The 15,162-nt window shown below is 68.2% G+C and carries 15 protein-coding genes; 6 read left to right on the top strand and 9 right to left on the bottom strand.

Annotated features, from left to right (window positions below):
• Positions 1-46 precede the first annotated feature (46 nt).
• Positions 47-1,465 carry an MFS transporter gene (locus tag EDF39_RS09300; RefSeq protein ID WP_123942570.1) on the top strand — a complete coding sequence of 473 codons (1,419 nt, stop codon included), beginning with the start codon at positions 47-49 and terminating at the stop codon, positions 1,463-1,465.
• A gap of 157 nt (positions 1,466-1,622) precedes the next feature.
• On the opposite strand, the gene EDF39_RS09295 is transcribed toward EDF39_RS09300, so the two are convergent.
• Entirely contained in the window at positions 1,623-2,477 is an 855-nt protein-coding gene (locus EDF39_RS09295; protein ID WP_123942568.1) for an SDR family oxidoreductase, read from the bottom strand.
• Between the two features lie 94 nt (positions 2,478-2,571).
• On the opposite strand from EDF39_RS09295, the gene EDF39_RS09290 reads away from it, so the two are divergent.
• Complete coding sequence (locus EDF39_RS09290; protein WP_055962703.1) at positions 2,572-2,946, top strand: helix-turn-helix domain-containing protein; 375 nt, start codon at positions 2,572-2,574, stop codon at positions 2,944-2,946.
• A 12-nt stretch (positions 2,947-2,958) separates the two neighbouring features.
• On the opposite strand, the gene EDF39_RS09285 is transcribed toward EDF39_RS09290, so the two are convergent.
• Both EDF39_RS09285 and EDF39_RS09280 read right to left on the bottom strand, forming a co-directional pair.
• Entirely contained in the window at positions 2,959-3,414 is a 456-nt protein-coding gene (locus EDF39_RS09285; RefSeq protein ID WP_123942566.1) for a MaoC/PaaZ C-terminal domain-containing protein, read from the bottom strand.
• Positions 3,415-3,423: 9 nt separating this feature from the next.
• The gene (locus EDF39_RS09280) at positions 3,424-4,008 is read right to left on the bottom strand and encodes a phosphatase PAP2 family protein (RefSeq protein WP_233573096.1); all 585 of its coding nucleotides are present in this window, start codon (positions 4,006-4,008) and stop codon (positions 3,424-3,426) included.
• 63 nt (positions 4,009-4,071) lie between these two features.
• Here EDF39_RS09280 and EDF39_RS09275 point away from each other — a divergent pair, with 63 nt between their 5' ends.
• Complete coding sequence (locus EDF39_RS09275; RefSeq protein ID WP_055962694.1) at positions 4,072-5,214, top strand: TIGR03364 family FAD-dependent oxidoreductase; 1,143 nt, start codon at positions 4,072-4,074, stop codon at positions 5,212-5,214.
• 241 nt (positions 5,215-5,455) lie between these two features.
• Here EDF39_RS09275 and EDF39_RS09270 read toward each other — a convergent pair whose 3' ends face one another.
• Positions 5,456-7,006, bottom strand: a complete 1,551-nt coding sequence (locus EDF39_RS09270; RefSeq protein ID WP_123942564.1) for an MFS transporter — start codon at positions 7,004-7,006, stop codon at positions 5,456-5,458.
• A gap of 97 nt (positions 7,007-7,103) precedes the next feature.
• On the opposite strand from EDF39_RS09270, the gene EDF39_RS09265 reads away from it, so the two are divergent.
• Positions 7,104-7,778: a TetR/AcrR family transcriptional regulator gene (locus tag EDF39_RS09265; protein WP_123942562.1), complete on the top strand. Its 675-nt coding sequence runs from the start codon at positions 7,104-7,106 to the stop codon at positions 7,776-7,778.
• 38 nt (positions 7,779-7,816) lie between these two features.
• On the opposite strand, the gene EDF39_RS09260 is transcribed toward EDF39_RS09265, so the two are convergent.
• On the bottom strand, positions 7,817-8,137 hold the full coding sequence (locus EDF39_RS09260; RefSeq protein ID WP_123942560.1) for a hypothetical protein: 321 nt from the start codon (positions 8,135-8,137) through the stop codon (positions 7,817-7,819).
• Between the two features lie 161 nt (positions 8,138-8,298).
• On the opposite strand from EDF39_RS09260, the gene EDF39_RS17500 reads away from it, so the two are divergent.
• The gene (locus tag EDF39_RS17500) at positions 8,299-8,436 is read left to right on the top strand and encodes a hypothetical protein (protein WP_157510156.1); all 138 of its coding nucleotides are present in this window, start codon (positions 8,299-8,301) and stop codon (positions 8,434-8,436) included.
• 166 nt (positions 8,437-8,602) lie between these two features.
• On the opposite strand, the gene EDF39_RS09255 is transcribed toward EDF39_RS17500, so the two are convergent.
• The 4 genes from EDF39_RS09255 to EDF39_RS09240 all read right to left on the bottom strand — a co-directional run bounded on the left by EDF39_RS09255 (position 8,603) and on the right by EDF39_RS09240 (position 14,137).
• Positions 8,603-9,997 (bottom strand): MFS transporter, encoded by a 1,395-nt coding sequence (locus tag EDF39_RS09255; RefSeq protein ID WP_123942558.1) that lies wholly within the window; start codon positions 9,995-9,997, stop codon positions 8,603-8,605.
• 143 nt (positions 9,998-10,140) lie between these two features.
• Positions 10,141-12,624, bottom strand: a complete 2,484-nt coding sequence (locus tag EDF39_RS09250) for an ATP-dependent DNA ligase (RefSeq protein ID WP_123942556.1) — start codon at positions 12,622-12,624, stop codon at positions 10,141-10,143.
• A 13-nt stretch (positions 12,625-12,637) separates the two neighbouring features.
• On the bottom strand, positions 12,638-13,525 hold the full coding sequence (locus EDF39_RS09245; RefSeq protein ID WP_123942554.1) for an SDR family oxidoreductase: 888 nt from the start codon (positions 13,523-13,525) through the stop codon (positions 12,638-12,640).
• A gap of 156 nt (positions 13,526-13,681) precedes the next feature.
• Positions 13,682-14,137: a hypothetical protein gene (locus EDF39_RS09240; protein ID WP_158613200.1), complete on the bottom strand. Its 456-nt coding sequence runs from the start codon at positions 14,135-14,137 to the stop codon at positions 13,682-13,684.
• A gap of 91 nt (positions 14,138-14,228) precedes the next feature.
• On the opposite strand from EDF39_RS09240, the gene EDF39_RS09235 reads away from it, so the two are divergent.
• Positions 14,229-15,161, top strand: a complete 933-nt coding sequence (locus EDF39_RS09235; protein ID WP_123942550.1) for a Ku protein — start codon at positions 14,229-14,231, stop codon at positions 15,159-15,161.
• The last annotated feature ends 1 nt before the right edge of the window (position 15,162 follow it).

Here is a 15,162-nt window from a genome sequence, read left to right as displayed (position 1 = left end):
GGGGAGGAGCGGGGCGCCGTTCGCGTCACGGGCCATACTGGAGCGGATGACGTCGTCGAAGAGCCCGAGCACGAGCTCGAACGCGCTTGCCATGCTCGTGGCCGGGTGCTTCTTCATGGAGAACCTCGATTCGACCATCGTCACCACGGCGGTGCCGAGCATCGCGCGCGACCTGCACGTCGATGCGACCAGCGTCGGCGTGACCATCACGGCCTATGTGCTTACCGTCGCCGTGCTGATCCCGGTGACAGGCTGGCTCGCGGATCGCTTCGGAAGCCGAAGGATCCTGCTGTCCGCGATCTCCCTCTTCACGCTCGCCTCGATCGCCTGTGCCGCCAGTACGTCTCTGCCGATGCTCGTCGTCGCGCGGGTCGTTCAAGGCATCGGCGGGGCGATGATGGTGCCTGTCGGTCGCATGACCGTCTTACGCGTGACCGAGAAGAAAGACGTGATCCGCGCGGTGGCCTGGCTCACGTGGCCGGCCCTCGTGGCGCCGATCCTCGCCCCGTTCGTCGGAGGACTCCTGACCACGTACGCGTCGTGGCACTGGATCTTCGTCGTGAACGTGCCGCTCGGGATCCTCGGGTTCGTCGTCGCGCTGCGGGTGGTCCCCGGGCGTTCGGCGATCCCCGCGGGCGAGTTCGAGCCGACACCGCCCGATTGGCTCGGCCTCGCGCTGACGAGCGTCGGCATCGGCTGCCTCGTCTGGGGAACGACATTGCTCGCCAGCACGCCGGTCGATGTAGCTCAGGCCCTGGTGTTCCTAGTCGCCGGCGCTATCGGGGTGACGCTTGCCCTGCGGCACCTGCGACGCACCCCGCGGCCGTTCGTCGATCTCCGCCTGCTGCGGATCCACACCTACGCCGTCGCGCTCGGGGGAGGATCCGCCTACCGGTTCGTCATCAGCGCGATTCCGTTCGTGCTGCCGCTGCTTTACCAGGGTGCGTTCGGTTGGACGCCGCTGCAGGCGGGGAGCGCGATCCTCTTCCTCTTCGCCGGGAACCTCGGCGTGAAGCCCGCCACCACCTGGATGATCCGCACGTTCGGGTTCCGGCGACTGCTGCTCGTCGCGCACCTCGTCGGGGTCGTCTGCCTGCTCGGCATGGCGACCTTCCGCCCCGCGACCCCGTTCGGCCTCATGATCGTGGTGCTCGTGCTTTCGGGAGCGGCACGGTCGGTGGGCTTCACGGCATACAACACGCTCACCTACGCCGACGTCGAGAAGCGGCAGATGACCGGGGCCACCGTGCTCGACTCGACGATTCAGCAGATCGCCATCGGCGCCGGAATCGCCCTGGGCGCCGTGGCGATCTCGGCCGGTCGGTTGATTGGAGCGCCGACGAACGCGTCGCCCGTGTTCGCCTACGACTTCGCGCTGGCAGTGATCGCCGTCGTGATGCTCGCCGCACTGATCCCGGCGTGGCGACTGCCGGTGTCGGCCGGTGCTTCGCTGATGGCGCGCTGACGGTCTGCACGCGCAAGCGTCTCAGACCCGCACGGGTGGCCTAGACATCCGCCCTAGGGCAGGTGTCTGTGCCGACTGTGCGGGTCTGTGCCGATTGTGCGGGTCTGAGCCGATGGTGCGGGGCTAAGCCGACCGTGCGGGTTTGATGCGGTGCCGCCTACTGCGCGGCGGCAAGGCCCTCGGCGAGCGGCGTCGTGGGGCGGCCGATGAGCCGGGCGAGGTCACCGCTCGTCTCGGCGAGCAGGCCGTCGCGGATGTTGCCGTCGAGCGCGACCACGAAACCGACCGTGCCCTCGTCGAGCCCGAACCCCGCGAGCTGCTCGGCGTGCTCCTCGGGGGTGAGCGCACGATACGAGACGGGCGATCCGACGATGTCGGCGATGGCCTCGGCGAGCTCGGAGAAGTGCCAGGCGTAGTCGCCCGAGAGCTCGAAGGTCTTGCCCGCGGTCGTGTCGTCGAGGAGTGCGACAGCGGCGGCCTCGGCATAGTCTTTGCGGCTCGCACTGGCGACCCGTCCGTCGCCGACGCTCGCCGTGATCTCGCCGGACTGGCGAGCCTTGCCCACCTCGCCGGTGTAGTTCTCGGTGTACCAGCCGTTGCGGAGGATCGTGAAGGGCACTCCCGAGGCACGCAGGTGCTCTTCGGTGGCCTTGTGCTCCGGAGCGAGAATGAGCGTGGTGTCGTCGGCGTGCGGGGCGCTCGTATAGACGATCCGTGCCACGCCCGCGGCCTTCGCGGCGTCGATCACGGCAGTGTGCTGCGGAACGCGCTGCCCGACGGCGTCGCTCGACACCAGCACGACGACGTCGCCGGCACCGAGAGCGGCCGCGATCGTCTCGGGCTTCGAGTAGTCGAGCGCCGCGGTCGTGACGCCACGGTCGGCTAGGCTGGCGATCTTGGTCGTGTCGCGGGCCGTCGCGACGATGCTCGACGGCTCGGCGCCGCGCGCGAGGAGGGCGTCGACGATGAGGGCTCCGAGCTGGCCGGAGGCGGCGGTGACGATGTACGACATGAGTGGTTCCTTTCGAGAGGTGTGACTGCCTCAACCCTTTCTATCGCGCGATTCTTCCCCACGCGCAGTACGCACCTTTTGGTAAGTTAGTGGAATGGACGTCAGTTTCGCGGTGAACCGGGAGCGACCGGGCTTCGCCGGTGGCAAATACCCTGCCGATTGCTCGAGCCGCATCGTGCTCAATCACATCACCAGTCGCTGGGGCGTGCTCGTGCTGCTGGCGCTCGAGCGGGGCACCCTGCGCTGGGGCGAACTGCGGCGCGAGGTCGAGGGGATCAGCGAGAAGATGCTCGCGTCGACGCTCAAGACGTTCGAGGCCGACGGGATCCTTCACCGCGAAGCGCAGCCGACCGTGCCGCCGCGGGTCGATTACACCCTCACCGAGCGCGGGCGCGAGGTCGCGACGCGACTCATGCCGCTGATGGACTGGATCGCCGACAACGCCGACGACATTGTCGGAGAGCGCTGACGACTCTCGCGGTCAGGAGATCGCGGCCGCCCGGGTCAGCACCATGATGTCCATTCGGCCGGTCTGGACGACCTCGCCGTGCTGATTCGCGAGCGTGACGGTGCGCTCGACGATGCCGGTCGTGCCGGACGACGTCAGGCGGGTCGACAGCACCTCGACCGTGCAGGTCACCGTGTCGCCGATGAACAGCGGGGCGACGAACCTCCACCCGTCGATGCCGAGCAGGGCGACGGCGGAACCGTCGAAGACGCCGGTGCGCGAGATGAGCCCGAGGCACAGCGAGGTGCCCAGCACGCCGTGCACGATTCGCTGACCGAAACGAGTCGACTTCGCGAACTCGGCATCGGTGTGCACCTGGTTGTTGTCGTTCGTCCAGCTGGCGAACGACATGACGTCGGCTTCGGTGATGGTGCGACCGGGGGTGACGAACGTCTGCCCGGCCGACAGGTCTTCGAGATAGTGCGGCACGCCGTCAGTCTACGAGCGGGCCCGCCCGGAGCGGACGAGGATCCGACCCACCGCCGCGACACCGACCCCGATCAGTGCCCCGCCGACCACGTCCGACAGCCAGTGCGCTCCCACGTGCAGACGCGAGTAGCCCACGGCCGCGGCGATCGGGACGACAGCGACAGCCAGAGCCGGACTCTCGATCGCGACGCCCGACGCGAAGGCGGCCGCACTCGCCGTGTGGCCCGACGGGAACGACGCCGACTGCGGGAACACCTTCAGCTGACGTGCGACGGGAACGTCGGCGGCGACCGGACGGTGCCCGCCGAAGATCGGCTTCGCGACGAGGTTCGCCACCGCGCTCGACCCGGCGAGCGACAGGAGCCCGCGCACCGCCGCTCGGCGGCCGGTCCGCCCGGTCAGGGCGAGCCCGACAGCGACGGAATACCAGAGCAGCCCGTTGTTGGCGCTGGTCGACAGACCGAGCAGGGCGCGATCGGCTCGGGCTCTCGGGGTGGAGCCGTTGATGCGGCGACCGACCTGCTGGTCGAAGGCGAGGATCGACCGGGGAAGGATGCTGGGGGTGTCAGAGGAGGAAGGCGGGCGAAGGGGCACCGCAACACCTAACCACGGTTCGATGTTCACCCGCCGTCAACCGCTCCGACGTAGCGTCGCGCCATGGCAAAGGAACTCGACCAGATCGTCGACGTCGCGATCGTCGGCGCCGGAATCGTCGGCCTCGGGCACGCTCTCGCAGCTGTCGACCGGGGCCTTTCCGTGCTGGTCATCGACCGGACGAGTCGGCAGAACGGATCGACGATCCGCAACTTCGGCCACGCCTGCATCACCGTGCAGGCGGGGGCCGCCCAGGTGCACGCCGATCGGAGTCGCGAACTCTGGTTGCGGCTCCGCGACGAGGCCGGGCTCTGGATGCGCGACACCGGCGGCTACGTCGTGGCCCGCGCGGAGGACGAGCTGGCCGCACTCCGCGAATTCGCCGCGCGGAGGCCGGGGAGTGCGCGGATCCTCGATGTCTCTTCGACGGCCGCCGCCACCGGCGCCGACCCCGCCGTCATCGTCGGAGGGGCGCACCTCCTCGACGACCTCCAGGTCAACCCCCGCGAGGCCGCGGCCCAGATCACCGCCTACCTCGAGTCGCGCGGGGTGCAGTTCCAGTTCTCGACCGCGGTGCGCACGATTCGCTCGGGGCGCCTGCACACCACCCGTGGCCGCGTTGGCGCCGACCAGATCATCGTCGCCGTGAACTACGACGTCGACCAGCTGTTTCCCGAGCTCGGAGCCGCGTACGAGGTCGAACGCTGCGGACTCGACATGCTGCGCGTGCGGATCCCCGAGCTGCGCGCGCCGCTCTCGGGCCCCGTGCTCACCGGCTGGTCGATGCTGCGCTACTCCGGCTTCGCCACATCGCCGTCGCTCGCCGCTGTCCGATCGCGTCTCTTCGCATCGGCACCGGCGCTCGCGGCCCGCGACGTCAACCAGATGTACACGCAGTTCGCCGACGGAACGATTGTCGTCGGCGACACCCACTACCGCGACGACACCGTGACGCCGTTTCAAGAGGAGGCGGCGTTCGACGCGCTACTCGACGAGACGGCCGGATTCTTCGGCGTCGCGCGGGCCGGCATCGAGGTCGTCGAGCGGTGGCAGGGCGTCTATGCGTCGGCGCCGGCGGAGTTCTTGGTCGACGAGCCTCTCGACGGGGTGCGCGTCGTGTCGGTCACCACCGGCATCGGCATGACGACGGGCCTCGGGCTCGCCGACCGGGTGATGTCAGAGATCTACGAGCCCGTCGGGGCGTAGCGCGGGGTGCGCCCAGTGCGCCGCAGGGTGCGCCCCGGGCGCCGAGATCGCAGTTGGGGTCGAGTGGAGGCGACCACTTATGCGATCTCGGCGCGACGTGGCCCTATCTGCGGCCGGCGCGGGGCGCTGAGCGTAGATCGGGCCATCTCGCGCGCACGGGCGCGGGCGGGTGGCTCGGCGGCCGGGCGCGACGACGCCCCCGCACGCGAGCGTGCGAGGGTGTCGGGGTGGAGCTCAGTGGCTAGTGAGCCACCACGGGCTCGGGTGTGGTCGACGTCGGGGCGGATCCTTCGGATTTGTCGGCTTTGTCTGCCGCCGCTGCTGCAGCGTCGGCGCGAGCACGCGTGTCGGCGCGAGTGCGGAACAGGCTCACGGCCAGAACTGCGCCGATCGCGAAGAAGCCGGCGCCCCAGAAGTAGGCCGTTGAGTAGCTGTGCACCGCCGCTTCGGCCGCCGTCTGAGCCGTCGCGGGCAGGTGCGAGGCCACGTAGCTCGTCGCGGCGCTCGCGGCCAGCGTGTTGAGCAGCGCGGTACCGATCGAACCACCGACCTGCTGGCTCGTGTTGACCATGGCGGAGGCGACTCCGGCATGGCCGCGGTCGATGCCGAGCGTCGCCGTCTGAATCGACGCCGGCATGATCGAGCCCATACCGAACCCGAGCACCATCAGCGCCGGAAGCACGTCGCGGGCATAGGTGCTGTCGAGACCGAGGCGCGTCAGGTAGAGCATGCCGAGGGCACCCAGCACCATGCCGAAGGGCACCATGATCTTCGGGCCGAACCGCGGCACGAAGATGTTGGTCGAGAGCTGCGCCGCGAGGATCAGCATGCCGATCATCGGGAGGAACGAGACTCCGGTCTGGATCGGCGTGTAGTTCAAAGAAGTCTGCAGGTAGTAGGTGACGAAGAGGAAGATGCCGAACATGCCGGCACCCGCGATCATCACCGACAGGTAGGCGGCACCGCGGTTGCGGTCGAGGATCACGCTGAGGGGCAGGAGCGCGTGGGTCGCGCGACGCTGCCAGAGCACGAACGCGACGAGTAGGATCCCGGCACCCGCCAAGAAGCCCCAGGTCAGGGCCGACGACCAGCCCTCGGTCTCGGCGTTCGAGAAGCCGTAGACGAGGGAGAACAGAGCGGCCGAGACGAGGATCGTGCCGGGCACGTCAAGCTTCGGGCGCGGGCCCTGGCGCGGCACGGTCGTGACGAAGAGCACGGCGCCGATGACGGCGATGATCGCGATGACGACGTTGATGTAGAGGTTCCAGCGCCAGTTGAAGTTCTCGGTGAGAACGCCACCGAGGAGAAGGCCGATCGCGCCCCCGGCACCGGCGATGGCGCCGAAGACACCGAACGCCCGAGCGCGCTCCTTCGGAATCGTGAAGGTCGTGGTGAGCACGGCCAGGGCCGTGGGGGCGAGGAGTGCGCCGAAGGCCCCCTGAAGCGCGCGGGCGAAGACGAGCATGCCGAAGCTGCTCGCGGCACCGCCCAGGGCGGAAGCCAGCGCGAAGCCGATGAGGCCGATGATGAACGTGCGCTTACGGCCGATGAGGTCGGAGAGGCGGCCGCCGAGCAGCAGCAGGCTGCCGAAGGCGAGTGAGTAGGCGGTGACGATCCATTGCCGATCGCCGTTGGAGAAGCCGAGGTCGGTCTGAGCGCTCGGGAGAGCGATGTTCACGACGGTCGAGTCGAGCACGACCATGAGTTGCGCCAAGGCGACGGTGGTGAGGGTCCACCACCGACGCGAAGCCACGGCGGGAGTCCCGGTCGTGGCAGAAGGAATCGAAGACATGTCGAGGACTCTATACGGTTCTGGCCAGTTTCGGAACTGTAGAGTTTCGCAATCGAAAGTCGTACACTGGGGCGACCAAAGAAAGGGGTCTGCCGCGATGACGCACGTCGATCCCGCACCGGTCAAACTCGGCCGCAAGCGCGACCATTCCCGTGATCCCGAGATCCTCCAGGCCGCGATCGACGTCTTGGCCGAGACGGGCTACGACCGCATGACCATCGAGATGGTCGCCACGAGGGCGAAGGCCGGTAAGGCCACGCTGTACCGACGATGGTCGTCGAAGAGCGAGCTCGTCATTGACGCCATCGCGTGTATGAAGCGCGGAACCACCCCTGACGTCCTGCCCGACACCGGCACCCTCCGTGGTGATCTCGTGGCGATGATCAAGCCGCACTCCATCGAAGACAACGAGAAGAAGCTCAAGGTCATGGCGGGCATTGTCGCTCTGCTGGCGCACAGTCCCGAGATGTCGGCGGCGGTCAACAGCGCCATCGTCGAGCCGCGGGTCGAGATCAACCGACGTCTGCTGCAGCGCGCGGTCGACCGGGGCGAGATCTCGGGCGACTGCAACATCGACGAGCTGGCCCTCATCTCGCCCTCGATGGTTGCCTACCGCACGCTGATCTTGAAGCAGCCGGTCGATCGCGACTTCCTCGTCGGTCTGATCGACGGCGTCGTGCTGCCCGCCGTCGGGTTGCGCCTCCCCGAGAGCGAGCCGGAGGCCGTTGTCCGGGTCGCGCTCGCGACCAGCCAGACACAGCAGCACGACTAAGCGCACTGCTGGAGGCACCTACCCGTGGCAGTGCGGCCTCAGGCGGCGCCGGCCGGCGTGGGCCGCCCACGATCGCGGCGGTTCCGAGCGCGGCGCACGGCGACCGTCACACCGGTGATGACCACGAGCACGACCAGCAGGGCCACGAGTGCGAGTGCGACCAACGAGACATCCGACGCCTGGTTCATCAGCTCGAAGGAGTCGGTCAGGGGCTGCGTGCTGTATCGCGCAGGTTGGCCCGGCACCCCGAAAGCAGCGTCGACGCGCGCTCGGAGAACCAGTGCGAGGCTGACCGAGACAGCGGCGGCGAGAGCTACGAGCACGAGGGTGGCGGGCCAGATGAGGCGGCGGCGGGGCATGGTTCCGATGCTAGCGGGGAGAGACGACCCACCCGCTCTCTGTCCCGTCTGGAGCGCATTCGAGGGGTAGCGGACCGGTCTGCCCCCGTTCGAGCGCTCCCCGAAAGCGGGCTCGTGCGCCCTCGTTGCGGTGGCCTACCTTCATTTCAGGAGGTCACACCATGGACGACGCACAGCTCCACGACGAGGGAGTGTCACAGCTCGCGCTCGGCGCTCAGGGCGATTACGGCGACTACGGCCGCGTCTCGGTGAGCGACGACTGGCTCGAAGAGCGCATTCGTCTGTACGGCTCCGACTGACTCCCGGCGAGAGGCAAAGTCTCGCTCGGAGACGTCGTGCGGCGGGCCACCCCTACTGGCTCGTCGCACGGCCACATCCTCTCCAACCCGAACCGCTCAGGATCCGGCCACCCCGCTCGCCCCCCCCCCCCGAATTTGAAGGAGAAACCTCGTTCGGCAGGCACGATCATGGCGATCCGGGCGCAGTCGCGGCGGGTTTCTCCTTCAAATTCGGAAGCGCACGAAGCCCGATCGCCGACACGGCCGACCCGAGCACCAGCAGCACGGCGACGACGACGAGCACACGGTGGAATCCCGCGACGTCGAGCACTCCGCCGGTGATTACGCCGACGAATGCGATGGCCACCAGCCCGGCCACCCGCGAGATCGCGTTGTTGACGGCGGACGCGATGCCGGCCTCGGCGGGGCGGATCTCGCCGAGCACGGTCGAGGTGAGCGGCGTCACCGTGACCGTCATCCCGAGTCCGAACAGCACGACCCCGGGCAGGATCTGCCACCACACGTCGAGCGGTTCGCGCACGGTGAGCATCCAGAGAAATCCCGCCGCGCTGATCAGCGGCCCGAAGGTCATGAAGGGCCGGGGACCGATCCGGCCGGCCAGGGCCCCGATACGACTCGACAGGGCGAGTGAGATGAGCGTCGTCGGCAGGGTGACGAGCCCGGAGACGGTCGCCGGCAGATGGCCGATCTCTTGGACGACAAGCGGGATCATGAGTGTTCCCAGGCTGACCGACGCGTAGATGCCGACGGTCGCCAGGTTGCCGACCGCGAACGCCCGCACGCGGAAGAGTCGCAGCGGCATCATCGGATGCGCCGCGCGACGCTCCCAGAGCACGAAGGCCACCAGGCAGGCGAGGCCGCCGACGAGCGCCGCGATCACGAGGGGCTCGTCGAACCCGATCCGCTGGCCCTCGATCAAAGCGAACACCGGCCCGGCCAGTCCCAGCACTCCGAGGATGGCTCCCGGCACGTCGATGTGGGCGTCACCGTCGACGCCGCGATGGGCATCACGCGAAAGACGGGTGACGAGTACGAGAGTCACGGCCGCCGGGATCACCACGATGCCGAACACCCAGCGCCAGCCGAGCGTGTCGACCAGGCCGCCGCCGACCAGCGGGCCGATCAAGAACGCCACCCCCGTCCAGGCCGTCCAGGTGCCGATCGCCTTGGCCATGGCCGCGCCGGTGAAGGTCGCCGTGATGAGCGCCAGACTCGAGGGCACCAGTAGCGCCCCGGCTATGCCCTGCATGGCGCGCGCGGCGATGAGCAGTTCGGCGTTCGGTGCGAATGCCGCCAGCAGCGACGTCGCCCCGAAGCCGATCAGTCCCGCCGTCAGAATGCGCAGTCGGCCGAACGTGTCGGAGAGCGAGCCCGCAAGAAGCATCAAGGATCCGAGCGTCAAGAGATACGCATCGACCACCCACTGCTGCAGAGTGACGCCGCCGCCGAGCTCTCGCGCGAGGGCGGGCAGGGCGACAGTGACGATGGAGCCGTCGAGGAAGGCGACGAACGACGCCAGGATCGCGACGAGCAGCACCGTGCGCGAGCGATCAACCGTCATGGGCTCACCCTACGACTCGGGATCGCCCGTGCCGCCTGCAAATTCGAAGGAGAAACGCGAGCCAGGCGACGAAGACATGCCGATCCGGGGCCCCCGCACCCCGATTTCTCCTTCAAATTCGGCAGGGGGGGGAGGAGGCGCGCTCATCGGGGAGGCGCCTCGAGAACGACGTCGCCCGGATCCTTGTCGGGCCGCCAGCCGCGCCAGCTCGGCTGCCGAAGCCGGCCGGTCGACGTCCATTCGGCGAATTCGACCTCGCCGACCCGCGACGGAGTGATCCAGTGTGCGTCGCGGGCGTCCGCCGCGGGGACGCCCGCGAGTGGCGAGGTCTTCCGGGCCGCCCGCTCGAACACCGGCAGGAGCTCGTCGAGGTCACGGTCGCGAAAACCCGTTCCGACGCGACCGACGTAGCGGAGCCCGTCATCGCCGGGAATGCCGAGCAGCAGCGATCCGATGCCGTTCGCACGCCGCCCCGCACCCGGGCGCCAGCCAGCGACCACGACCTCCTGGGTGAGATGGTGCTTGAGCTTGATCCAGGCACGACTGCGGCGACCGGCCGAGTAGGTGCCGTCGCGGCGTTTTGCGACGACTCCTTCGAGCCGCAGCTTCTTCGAAAACTCCATCGCCTCGTCGAGGTCGCCTTCGAAGGCCGGCGGCACGTCGATGGCGCGCGTCACCTCCACGAGTTCTTCGAGAGCCGACCGGCGGGTGTCGTAGTCATCGCCCTGCAGAGAGCGATCGCCCAAACGGAGCAGATCGAAGAGAAGGATCCGAACCGGCGCCGTCGACCGCACCCGTTCGATGTCACGAACCCGCGTCAGCTTCATCCGCGTCTGAAGCAACCCGAAATCGGGCCGCCCCTTGTCGTCGACCGCGACGATCTCCCCGTCGAGAACGGCGTCGGTGACCGGTGCGCCGTCAGTGTCGCGCAACTGCTCGGCCAGGTCGGCGAACTCCGGATACGAGGGCGTTAGGTCGTGACCGTTCCGGCTCGTGAGCGTCACCCGTCCGTCGTCGACGGTGACGATCGCGCGGATGCCGTCCCACTTGAGCTCGTAGGCCCACTCGTCGGAGGTACCGATGTCGCCCGGAGTGCCCGCGGACGCGAGCATGGGTTCGATCGGGCCGGTGGTGGAGCGGGTGCGCGGCGCGGCTCGGCGAGGGGGTGAGTGCGGTGGGGCCGGATCCTTCGGTTCATCCATCATTCGGTGGATCAACCAGTTGGAGTCGGCCTTGCCGCCGCCGTGGCCGGTGTGGATGAGTGCGACCTTCCGAGAGCCGCGCTGCTCGCCGTGGAGCACGACGATCACCTCTTTGCCGTCGCGCCACTTCTCGAGCTCGTAGGTGCCCGAATCCCAGATGGTGACCTCGCCCGCCCCGTACTCTCCCTTTGCGATGGTGCCCTCGAAGGTGCCGTATTCGAGCGGGTGGTCCTCGGTCTGCACGGCCAGGTGGTTCTGCTTCGGATCGGTCGGCTCGCCCTTCGGCAGCGCCCAACTGACGAGGACGCCGTCGTGCTCGAGCCGGAAGTCCCAGTGCAGTCGGGAGGCGTGGTGCTCCTGGATCACGAAGCTGGTGCCGTCGGTGCTCTCGGGCGCGCTCGCCGGGACGGGCTCGCTCGTCTTCGACGCGTCGCGCATGGAGCGGTATTTGGCCAGGCGATCCTGCCGATCCCCGGAAGCCTGCGGCGCGACGGCGTGCTCGCTGTTGGTGAAATCGTCGGTCAGCTCGCCCGGGGGTACCGGTGTGCCCGAGGACATCTCGGCGAGCGGGTCGCCCCGTCTCTTCAGTGCCTTGAGCACGTCGCCGTACTCCAGCTGCCGGAGGCTCTTCGAGGCGAGCTCGCGCCAGGTCCGCGGCATGGCGACCGTGGGGCGGTCGCGCCCGCGCAACGAGTAGGGCGCGACGGTCGTCTTGTTGCCGTTGTTCTGCGACCAGTCGAGCAGCACCTTGCCGCGGCGATCCTGCTTGCCCATCGTGCTCAGGACCAGGTCGGGGTGATCGGCCTCCATCGCGCGCGCGAGCTCATGAGCGACATCGCTGACCTGCGCCGCGGTCTGCTTTCCGTCGAGGGCGGCGTAGAGGTGGATGCCCTTGCTGCCGCTCGTGACCGGCATCAGGTCGAGGCCCATGCCCTCGACGATCTTCTTGAGTTCGTGAGCGACGACCACGCACTCCGCAAGGCCGACACCCTCACCAGGATCCAGGTCGATCACCAAGCGGTCGGGGTTGCGTTGCGCTCCCCTCGGCCCGAACTTCCACTGCGGCACATGGATCTCGAGCGCAGCGACCTGGCCGAGCCAAGTGAGGGTCGCGATGTCGTCGACCATCGGATAGACGCTGGCGTGATCCTTGTGCTCGATGGCATGCCGCGGTACCCAGCTCGGAGCCGAGTCGGGCAGATTCTTCTCGAAGAACACGGGGCCCTCGACCCCGTCGACCCAGCGTTTGCGGGTGGCCGGGCGCCCTTCCGTGTGCGGCAGGAGGAACTCCGCCACTGCGGCGTAGTAGCCGATCACGTCGGCTTTCGTCGTACCGGTGGCGGGGTAGAGCACCTTGTCGAGGTTCGTGAGCTGGAGCGTGTGCCCGCCGACACTGACTCGATCGCTGCGGCCTTTGCCTGCCATGGTGCCCTCCGCCCTAGTAAGCCGGAGTCGCGCCGGCGATCGTGATGGTCGTGCCCGAGGTGTAGCTCGACTCGGGGCTGATGAGGTGCACGTACGCTGCGCCGAGCTCGGCGGGCTGCCCGGGTCGGCCGTACGGGGCCTGCGACCCGAACTGGCTCACGGTCTCGCCATCCGACGAGGCCGGCTGCAGCGGAGTCCAGACGGGGCCGGGAGCGACCGAGTTGACGCGGATCCCCTTCGGTGCGAGCTGCTGCGCGAGCGCTGCCGTGAAGACACCGATCGCGCCCTTCGAGACGGCGTAGTCGAGCTTGTCGGGGGAGGGCTGCGCACCCTGGATCGACCCGGTGGTGACGATCGAGGATCCTGGCTCCAGATGCGGGATCGCCGCCTGGCTGAGCCAGAAGAGCGAGTAGATGTTCGTCTTGAACGTCGCCTCGAGGCTCTCGGTCTTCATGTCGAGGATGTCTTCGCTGACCTCCTGATGGGCTGCGACCATGACGAGGGCGTCGAGCCCGCCGAGGGCCTCTACCGCGCGTCCGACGAGGTGGAAGCAGAACTGCTCGTCCGAGATGTCGCCCGGCATGAGGACGGCTTTGCGCCCCTCCGACTCGAGGAGGTCGCGCACCTCCTCGGCGTCCGACTGCTCGTCGGGAAGGTAGTTGAGCACTAGATCGGCACCCTCGCGCGACATCGAGATCGCGGCGGCACGGCCGATGCCGGAGTCGGCGCCGGTGACGAGGCCGCGGAACCCCTTCAAACGGCCGCTGCCGACATAGCTCGTCTCGCCGTGGTCGGGTTTGGGCTCCATGGCGCTGGCGAGGCCCGGGATCGACTGCTCCTGCTTCGGGAACGGCGGCTTCGGGTAGAGGCTGATCGGGTCTGTTTTGTCGAGCTGGCTCATGAGCACCAGTCAACTCGCGTGGGGCCCGCCTGTCCCCTCAGGTGTCGTCTGGCCGCCCCGCCCCGCCCCGCGAAGTGACGCGCATCGGCCACACCGACGCGGCGCGCCACGTCGCCATGGCCGATGCGCGTCAGTTTCCGCGCCTGTTGGCTCGCCTCACGGCTCGACCCTCACCCCGGCGCCCTCGGCCGCGGAAAGCAGATCCTCAGCGTGGCGAGACGATAGGTCGAACGCGCGCCCGCTCCGGAGGTGTAATTCGATGCCGGGGCCCGACCTGAGAATGATCCCGGAGCGACCTGCGACGAGCCGATACCCCCAACCTCCCCAGTGGAGCGGGCGGAGGTCTACGGGCAGAGCCAGCTCGACGTCGTCCCAGTCGATCGACTTCCAGCGGATCCTGAAGAGGGTCGAGTGCACGGTGAGCCGCTCGTCCGTCACGGTCACGGTGACCCAGGCGTTCGCCGCCAGGAGGGCAGCACAGAGCGCGAGCAGCCCGGCCGTCACGAGGTAGCTCCGATCGCCACCGAATACAGCGATGGCTGCGCTGGCGATCGTCGCGGCACCGACCACAATCGTCGCGACCGCGAGCACGGCAGACGTATCGCGCCACAAGGTAGTAACAGTAGAATTGGTATTATTCATATCTCCAGCCTACGGCCGCCGACACGGTCGCTACCCCCGGCACCGGGGCACAATGGCCCGCATGCGAAGCATCTGGAAAGGCGCCATCACCTTCGGCCTCGTCAACGTGCCGGTGAAGGTCTACAGCGCGACCGAAGACCACGACATCTCGCTGCACCAGGTGCACGACAAAGACGGGGGCAGGATCCGATACCAGCGGCGCTGCGAGGTCTGCGGCAAGGTGGTCGACTACGAGCACATCGACAAGGCGTACGACGACGGCGACCAGACAGTGGTTCTGTCGAGCGACGACCTGAAGTCGCTGCCCGAAGAGAAGAGTCGCGAAATCGACGTGCTCGAGTTCGTGCCAAGCGATCAGCTCGATCCGATCATGTTCGATCGGTCGTACTTCCTCGAGCCGGATGGTTCTTCCGCCAAAGCGTACGTGCTGCTTCGGCGCACCCTCGAGGAGACCGACCGCACCGCGATCGTGCATTTCTCGCTCCGGCAGAAGACGCGGCTCGGCGCGCTTCGCGTGCGGGGCAAGACGCTCATGCTGCAGTCGTTGCTCTGGGACGACGAGGTGCGCGAGGCGGACTTCCCGGCGCTGTCGAAGGCGATCCGCATCACCGACAAGGAGCTCGACATGTCGGCGAGCCTCGTGGACAGCCTGAGCGACGACTTCGAGCCGGCCGACTTCAGCGACGACTACCAGCGCGAACTGCAGCAGCTGATCGACGCCAAGCTCAAAGAGGGGGAGTCGCTCGACACCGATGCGACCTTCGGCGAGACGGAGGACGACGAGGGTGACGACACGAAGAAGGGCGGCGAGGTCATCGACCTGATGGACGCCCTGCGCGCGAGCGTCGAAAAGAACCGTGCCGCCAAGCAGGGCAAGCCGGCGAGCAAGAATCCTGCGGCCAAAAAGCCTGCAGCCAAGAAGCCGGCCGCGAAGAAGACACCCGCCGCCAAGAAGCCCGCCGCCAAAAAGCCCGAGGCGAAAAAAGCCGGCTGAC

Origin of the sequence: Frondihabitans sp. PhB161, from assembly GCF_003814635.1 — a bacterium.
Lineage (GTDB): Bacteria > Actinomycetota > Actinomycetes > Actinomycetales > Microbacteriaceae > Frondihabitans.
The sequence above is the reverse complement of the archived record's forward strand: the minus strand, read 5'-3'. Positions and strand labels throughout refer to the sequence as shown.